Annotated in this window: 6 protein-coding genes and 1 pseudogene; 4 read left to right on the top strand and 3 right to left on the bottom strand. The window is 42.8% G+C overall.

What is annotated here, in order from left to right; all coding sequences use genetic code 11:
* Positions 1-1,797, top strand: a 1,797-nt coding sequence (locus WBM98_RS18760) for a DNA topoisomerase subunit B (protein WP_424367546.1), incomplete at its 5' end; no start/stop codon positions are given.
* A 159-nt stretch (positions 1,798-1,956) separates the two neighbouring features.
* On the top strand, positions 1,957-2,961 hold the full coding sequence (locus tag WBM98_RS18755) for a DUF6588 family protein (RefSeq protein WP_424367545.1): 1,005 nt from the start codon (positions 1,957-1,959) through the stop codon (positions 2,959-2,961).
* Positions 2,962-3,045: 84 nt separating this feature from the next.
* On the opposite strand, the gene WBM98_RS18750 is transcribed toward WBM98_RS18755, so the two are convergent.
* Positions 3,046-3,420, bottom strand: coding sequence for a hypothetical protein (locus WBM98_RS18750; RefSeq protein WP_424367544.1), 375 nt, complete (start codon positions 3,418-3,420; stop codon positions 3,046-3,048).
* 251 nt (positions 3,421-3,671) lie between these two features.
* Here WBM98_RS18750 and mdh point away from each other — a divergent pair, with 251 nt between their 5' ends.
* On the top strand, positions 3,672-4,598 hold the full coding sequence (mdh, locus tag WBM98_RS18745; RefSeq protein WP_424367543.1) for a malate dehydrogenase: 927 nt from the start codon (positions 3,672-3,674) through the stop codon (positions 4,596-4,598).
* A 153-nt stretch (positions 4,599-4,751) separates the two neighbouring features.
* Complete coding sequence (secDF, locus tag WBM98_RS18740) at positions 4,752-7,724, top strand: protein translocase subunit SecDF (protein ID WP_424367542.1); 2,973 nt, start codon at positions 4,752-4,754, stop codon at positions 7,722-7,724.
* A 48-nt stretch (positions 7,725-7,772) separates the two neighbouring features.
* Here secDF and WBM98_RS18735 read toward each other — a convergent pair whose 3' ends face one another.
* The gene (locus WBM98_RS18735; RefSeq protein ID WP_424367541.1) at positions 7,773-8,153 is read right to left on the bottom strand and encodes a hypothetical protein; all 381 of its coding nucleotides are present in this window, start codon (positions 8,151-8,153) and stop codon (positions 7,773-7,775) included.
* Positions 8,154-8,235: 82 nt separating this feature from the next.
* Positions 8,236-8,457: pseudogene (locus WBM98_RS18730) on the bottom strand (ATP-binding cassette domain-containing protein); the annotation flags it as partial.

The following is an 8,457-nucleotide window of genomic DNA, read 5'->3' as shown; positions in this document are numbered from 1 at the left end:
GATAACTCCATTGATGAGGCTATGGGTGGGCATTGTGACACCATCAGCGTTGTCATAAACGAGGACAATTCAATCACGACAAAAGATAATGGCCGGGGTATACCTGTCGATTTACATAAAAAAGAAGGGGTATCCGCGCTTGAAGTGGTCATGACCAAGATTGGTGCTGGGGGTAAGTTTGACAAGGATTCCTATAAAGTTTCCGGTGGTTTGCACGGGGTAGGGGTTTCGGTTGTAAACGCACTTTCCGATCGCCTAAAGGCCACGGTATACAGGGACGGGAAAATCTGGGAGCAGGAATATGAGCGTGGAAAATCCATTTATCCGGTAAAAAGCATTGGGGAAACCACCGAAAGGGGAACCATGATTACTTTTCATCCCGATACACAAATATTCACACAAACCATAGAGTATAGTTATGAAACCCTGTCCAACAGAATGCGGGAGCTTTCCTATTTGAACAAGGGCGTGACGATTACTATCACTGACAAACGACAGAAAGACGAAAAAGGGGAGTATGTGTCAGAGGTCTTTTACTCCGATGAGGGATTAAAGGAATTCGTTCGATTTTTGGATGGCAATAGGGAATCCTTGATCCAGAATGTTATCTCCATGGAAAGTGAAAAGAATGATATTCCTGTTGAGGTCGCCATGGTATACAATACCTCCTATACGGAGAATCTTCATTCCTATGTAAACAATATCAACACCCACGAAGGGGGTACCCATTTATCTGGATTTAGAAGGGGACTGACAAGTACCTTGAAAAAATATGCGGATGCCTCGGGAATGTTGGATAAATTAAAGTTCGAAATCCAAGGGGATGATTTCCGGGAAGGGTTGACGGCAATTGTTTCTGTAAAGGTGGCCGAACCACAGTTCGAAGGACAGACAAAGACCAAATTGGGCAATAGGGAGGTTTCGGCAGCGGTCAGTCAAGCTGTTTCCGAAATGTTGACCAATTATTTGGAAGAACACCCCGAGGATGCCAAAATTATCGTTCAAAAAGTTGTTCTGGCCGCTACAGCCCGTCATGCTGCAACCAAGGCACGGGAAATGGTGCAGCGTAAAACAGTGATGAGTATAGGTGGGTTACCAGGGAAATTATCCGATTGTTCTGATCAGGATCCCGTGAATTGTGAGGTGTTCCTGGTTGAGGGTGATTCGGCAGGTGGTACCGCAAAGCAAGGTCGGGATAGAAATTTTCAAGCGATTCTACCGCTTCGTGGTAAAATCCTTAACGTAGAAAAGGCCATGCCACATCGCGTGTTTGAAAATGAGGAAATCAAGAACATCTATACGGCACTGGGCGTAACCATAGGAACCGAGGATGACAGTAAGGCGTTGAACCTTGAGAAATTACGTTACCATAAGGTCGTGATCATGTGTGATGCCGATGTAGATGGTAGCCATATTGAAACCTTGATATTGACGTTTTTCTTCCGGTACATGCGTGAACTGATCGAAGGGGGGCATGTATATATTGCTACCCCACCATTATACCTTGTTAAAAAGGGAAGTAAAAAGAGCTATGCTTGGTCTGATAAAGAACGGGACGAAATTGCAGAGAGCTTTAACGGTAGCGTTGGTATTCAACGTTATAAAGGTCTGGGTGAAATGAATGCGGAGCAATTATGGGATACCACAATGAACCCCGAATTTAGGACCTTGAGACAAATAACCATTGATAATGCCACCGAATCCGATCGGGTCTTCTCGATGTTGATGGGTGATGAGGTACCTCCTCGAAGGGAGTTTATCGAGAAAAATGCCGTTTATGCGAACATTGATGCATAGAAAATAGCACTTACACAACAAAAATCCTGATGTTCGCGTCAGGATTTTTAGTTTTAGGGAAAATTCAGACAAATGAAATGAGCCTTAAGAATTCTCGATACTAATCGATTAGATCAATGGCGAATTACATCTGACCTAAAACTAAAGAAAAATAAACAGATGAAACGATTATTATCCCTAGTGGCATTGGCCTGTGGCTTTCAGGCAATGGCCCAATCCAACATCAACGAAGTATTGGCGGCAGGCCTTGATGATGCCGAAAGATTCACGACCGATTATCTAGCACCGGCATCGGAAGGTTTTATGTACAGCCTATCCAGTGGATGGTACAATACGGCAGATGCCAAACCTTTGGGCGGGTTCGAGATTTCGATTATCGGGAACATGGCCAATTTTAAGAACAAAGAGAATAAAAAGGCCTTTGAATTGAATACGGCCGATTATGATAACTTGCAATTCGTAGATGGGAGTAGCTCTAAATTGGTTTCAAGCGCGTTGGGCGATATTGAAGGCATCCGGGTTTTTATTGAGGATGAAAATGGCCTCCTAAGGGAAGAATTTGATCTACCGTCAGGTTTGGCCTCAGAAAATGTGAACTTTGTACCTTCTGGTTTTATCCAGGCCAGCGTGGGTCTTATTAAAGGTACGGAACTGAAAGCACGATTCTTGCCCAAGATAAATACAGATGACTATACTATCGGTATGTATGGTATCGGTATACAACATGAGGTTACCAAACATTTGCCGGCCGATAAGATATTGCCCATAGCCATTTCTGCGGTCATAGGATATACCCATCTCGACGGGTCCTACGATTTTACGGATTCGAACATCGTAGCCGGACAGGATCAAAAACTGGAGGTTGACGTAAATACCTGGGTCTTTCAGGCTGTCGTCTCCACCAAGCTCCCTATATTGAATTTCTATGGGGGCTTAGGGTATTTGACCGGATCATCGACTACCGACGTCTTAGGTACCTATACCGTACAGTCCGGACCTTTTCAGGAATCGTATGTAGATCCTTTTTCCATTAAGAAAGATGCCAGTGGCGTCACGGCAAATATCGGTGCCAAATTGAAATTGGGCTTCTTTAGGCTGCATGCCGATTATGCCTTGGCCGAATTCAATACCTTATCCGTAGGGGTTAATTTTGGTTTTCGATAGGCCATAAAGCGATAAGTCACTATAAAATTAAAGCGCCCTGACTTAATCGTCAGGGCGCTTTAATTTGTATTTATGAGGGTTTTGTTATTCCCGTATAGCAAGAATATTTCCTTTGCCATCAATGAGTGTTGCACTTTCAGGGGTATCGACCATAGTAACCTTGTCATCTGGTTTATCCTCCAAACCAGGATAGCAGATCGTATATACGCCGTCTTGTTCTTTCCATGTGAAATCGGTTTTGGCGACAACGACCCCATTTTCCTTAATGTGGTATCTTCCAAGATAGGCATCATTGAAAATCCATTCAAACCGAGTGGATACCTTACCTGAATCACTGGTGGTCAAAGTCGACATGCTTGACCATATTCCGATTACGGGATTGTTGTTTTCAGGTATTCTTGAACAGTTGCTTGCCAGAATGATACCGACAATTGCAATAAATGAAAATAGCTTTTTCATCAGTAGGTAATTATTGATTCGGGATTTATGATATAAAAACGAAGATCCCACATTCAGTATTGCTAAAATTCGATGAATGACACTATTTTGGCGGTAACTTCGTTGAAAGGTCATTTCCTTTAACATAAACATGAAATAGCGCATGCGATTGGGTAAAATGAGCCAAAAATAAACTGACTTTTGTCATCTTTTTTTGCCGTCATTTCAGTACTTTTGTACCCTTAAAATTCACAACATAAAAACAAAATCATATGAAAGTTACCGTAGTAGGTGCAGGTGCTGTTGGCGCAAGTTGTGCCGAGTATATTGCGATCAAGAATTTCGCCTCTGAAGTGGTGGTATTGGATATCAAGGAAGGTTATGCCGAAGGTAAGGCCATGGATTTGATGCAAACAGCTTCTTTGAACGGATTCGACACAAAAATCACTGGAACCACCAATGATTATTCCAAAACCGCAGGGAGCGATATCGCCGTTATCACTTCTGGTATTCCCAGAAAACCAGGAATGACCCGTGAAGAATTGATCGGAATCAATGCGGGAATTGTGAAAACAGTGGCCCTGAGCCTTATAGAACATTCGCCGAACGTAATTTTGATCGTGGTGAGCAACCCTATGGATACCATGACCTATTTGGCACATAAAGTCACCGGTCTACCCAAGAATAGGATCATTGGTATGGGTGGTGCCTTAGATAGCGCCCGTTTCAAATATCGCTTGGCAGAGGCCTTGAACGCCCCAATATCTGATATTGATGGTATGGTCATCGGAGGACATAGTGATACCGGTATGGTGCCATTGGCGTCACATGCTACCCGTAATAGTATCAGGGTCACCGAATTTATTGCCGAAGATCGTCTACAACAAGTAGTGGAAGACACAAAGGTCGGTGGTGCCACGTTGACCAAATTATTGGGAACCAGTGCATGGTATGCACCAGGAGCTGCCGTTTCGGCTTTGGTACAGTCCATCGCCTGCGATCAGAAAAAAATGTTCCCATGTTCTACCCTATTGAACGGGGAATATGGTCTCAAGGATATTTGTATCGGTGTTCCGGTTATTTTGGGCAAGAACGGTATAGAACAAATCGTGGATATTCCATTATCCGAATCTGAAAAAGCCAAAATGAAGGAAAGTGCCGAGGGCGTTTCCAATACCAATGGACTTTTAGAGGTATAGGACAAAACATTCCCTATAGTATCCAAAGGCATCCTGAACAATAGCAGGGTGCCTTTGTTTTTTACAATAACTTATAAATATATTGCCAATTCTTAGGGTAAATCATATATTTGCAGGCTGTTAAGAAAAGCACACTAAAAACATTCACAACCAATGCAAAATAAAGGACTTATAAAGCTTTTTGCCTTTTTATTCGGGCTAGTCAGTATCTATCAATTATCATATACGTTCATTACCAGTAAAATTGAAAAAGATGCTGAAGAATATGCAATCAATGAAATTTCCAGTGCCGAGGATGATTATCTTTCGAAAAGGGAAGGCCTGGAACTGAGTTATCTCGATTCCATTGGCGGTAATACCATTCTTGGGTATACGACGTATAATGAGGCGAAGAAGAAGGAGTTGAACAAGGGACTTGACCTTAAAGGGGGGATCAATGTCACCCTACAGATATCCGTGAAGGATATCCTTAAAGGTCTTGCCGATAATACCAGCAGTCCAATTTTCAATAAGGCCTTGGCCGATGCTGATGCGGCATCAAAGAGTAGTGATGATACCTATGTAGATCTTTTCTTTGATGCCTTCGATAATATCAAAGGGGATACCAAGCTGGCTTCACCTGATATTTTCGCCAATAAAGGCTTAAGCGATGAGGTCAATTTTCAAATGACCGATGATGAGGTTAAACCCATCATCCGTAGAAAGATCGATGAGTCGATAGTTTCTGCCTTTGAGGTCTTACGCGAACGTATCGATGGTTTTGGGGTCACACAGCCCAATATTCAACGGGAAGGGAATTCAGGACGTATTTTGGTCGAATTGCCTGGGGCTAGGGATATTGCCAGGGCACAAGAACTATTGTCAAGTACCGCCCAATTGGAATTTTGGGAAACCTATGAACAAAACAATCCGAGTTTTGGAAATTTCATCGTAGCTGCCAATGAAAGGTTGAAGTCCTTAGTGAAGCCCGATGAGGTCAAGGAACCAGTAAAGGAGGAGACTGAGTTGGATTCCCTACTGTCCGATGTTACGGATTCCTTGGATCTTACAAGCCAAGTAAATCCTTTGTACGATATATTGCTTCCTGCCAATCCTGGTACACATGCCATGTTCAGGGCATCGGTTAAGGATACGGCCAAGGTCGGGGAATACCTTAGGATGCCCGAAATTCAAAGACTGTTGCCTGCAGACATACAATTTACCAAGTTTTTATGGGAGCGGCCTTCAGCGGATAATGTGGAGATCCTTGATCTATATGCCTTAAAATCAAATAGAAGTGGGGCCCCAAGAATCAGTGGTGATGTCGTAAGTGATGCGCGTGATACCTATGACGAATTTGGCAAACCTGCCGTAAGTATGAGTATGAACTCTAGGGGGGCCAAAGAATGGCAGAAATTAACAAGTGATGCGAATATCAATAACACGGGGATTGCAGTGGTCCTTGATAATAAGGTATACACAGCACCTGGATGTTCCGTTGTTGGCGGTATTTCAGGGGGAGGTACTGAAATCACGGGTACGTTCACGGTAGAGGAGACCAAGGATATTTCCAATGTATTGCGGGCAGGTAAATTACCCGCCAAAGCAGAAATCATTCAATCCAATGTCGTCGGGCCTTCTTTGGGTCATGAAGCTATCAATAGTGGTTTTATGTCGTTCTTGATTGCGATGGCCATCGTATTACTTTGGATGGTCTTCTACTATGGTAAGGCCGGGGTCTTTGCTGATATTGCGTTGTTGTTGAACATTCTCTTGATATTCGGGGTGCTGACCAGTCTTAGTGCGGTCTTGACCTTACCGGGTATAGCGGGTATCGTTTTGACCCTAGGTATGTCGGTCGATGCAAACGTACTTATATTTGAAAGGATCAAGGAAGAAATTGATAAAGGTAAAGGGAAGTCACAAGCCGTTTCTGATGGTTTTGGCAATGCCCTGTCCTCGATTTTGGATGCGAATATCACCACGGGATTGACGGCTTTGATATTGTTCCTGTTCGGAACCGGTCCTATCAAAGGTTTCGCCACTACCTTATTGATTGGTATCCTAACGTCGTTGTTCACCGCCATATTCATCACGAGACTGTTGGTGGATTGGTATTTGAGTGGAAAAGAAAGAAGACTGGATTTCTCGACATCGCTAACGAAGAATCTTTTCAAAAATTTGAATATCGATTTCTTGAGCAAACGAAAAATCGCTTATGTCTTTTCATTAATATTAATAGCCATAGGGTTGTTTTCCCTGTTCTTTGGTCCCGGATTGCAACAAGGGGTCGATTTTATCGGAGGCCGTTCATACCAAGTGCGTTTTGAACATGAAGTAAGTCCTTCTGAGATCGCTTCAGAGTTGAATACGGTTTTCGGAAGTGGTACCAATGTAAAAACATATGGTGAGGCCAACCAAATAAAAATAACAACGCCTTACAAAGTCGATGTGGAAGGTGTAGAGGTTGATAATGAAATACAGGACAAGTTGTATACGTCGCTACAAAAATACCTTCCCGACGGAATCACTAAAGAGGACTTTATTGTAGGTAGCGATGACAAGGCCATTGGGATCATGCAATCCATTAAAGTAGGTCCTACCATTGCCGATGATATCAAGAAGAATGCCTTCCTGGCCATTATTGGGTCGCTTTTCGTGGTTTTCCTTTACATATTACTGCGATTTAAAAGATGGCAATTTTCTTTAGGGGCTGTGGTGGCAGTATTCCATGATGTTTTGATCGTATTGGGTATCTTTTCGATTATGGGGAAATTAATGCCCTTCAATATGGAAATTGACCAAGCCTTTATAGCCGCGATTTTAACGGTCATCGGGTATTCCCTGAATGATACTGTGGTGGTATTTGACCGTATACGTGAAATCTTGGCGGAGCGGGGTTGGCACGGTGGCGAGAATGTCAACAGTGCCGTAAACAGTACTTTGGGTCGAACATTGAACACCTCTTTGACAACCTTGGTGGTGTTACTGGCGATTTTCATTTTTGGGGGAGAGTCCCTAAGAGGATTTATGTTCGCCATGATCGTTGGTGTTGTTGTAGGTACCTACTCTTCGGTCTTCATCGCAACACCGGTAATGTACGATACCATAAAGAGGAAAATCTCTGACGGGAATTCGAAAAAATAAACTAACGCAAGAAAAAAGCCGCTAAAAAGCGGCTTTTTTTTATGGTTTTCAGAAATTCAATAGCCAATTTTTGGCTTCTTTTGTCGTATTGAAAACTTGGCATGGGTAACCGAAATTTCGGATAAAGGTGGCCATTACCTCATATTCCATGCGCAGTTCCTCATCAAATACCACTCCTGCCAACTTAAACTGCGGTTTCCATCCGATGGTATCAAACCGCTCCGTAAATTTAAACGTATTGTCAAGTTTCAGTCTTCTGTTCAACAGGGATATGGCCATGATCTTATGCAAGCCATGCACTTCACATATAAGCGGTATTTCCGACCATATTCGAATACTTTCCTCCAATTCGTTCTCGACCTCACGATTGCCAATGAATTCCGCTTCCAGATAGTCGTCATGAACTTTCAAATTTAGTGTAATGGGCATGTTTGTAAAATTATCAATCAACTAAAATAAATATTGAATATATGAAAATAAGATAACGATGAATATGATATTTATCACTCATTCAAGGCGTCTTCAGCGTACGGACAATTCTTCCCGTAGATCCATTGGGACCACTGTCTAGAATAAATTGGAATTGAGGTTTTAAATCTATCTCCTTTCTGTGGGATACATAGATGATGCTGGTCTTGCTTTCTTTTGCGATTTTATTGACCAATGACACCAATAATGCCGCGGAGGTATCATCAAGTCCCACTGTGGGTTCGTCCAAGAGTAACAAAGGGGG

This window comes from Maribacter sp. (assembly GCF_049667165.1).
Classification (GTDB): Bacteria; Bacteroidota; Bacteroidia; order Flavobacteriales; family Flavobacteriaceae; genus Maribacter_A.
This window is presented reverse-complemented; position numbering and strand designations above follow the sequence as displayed.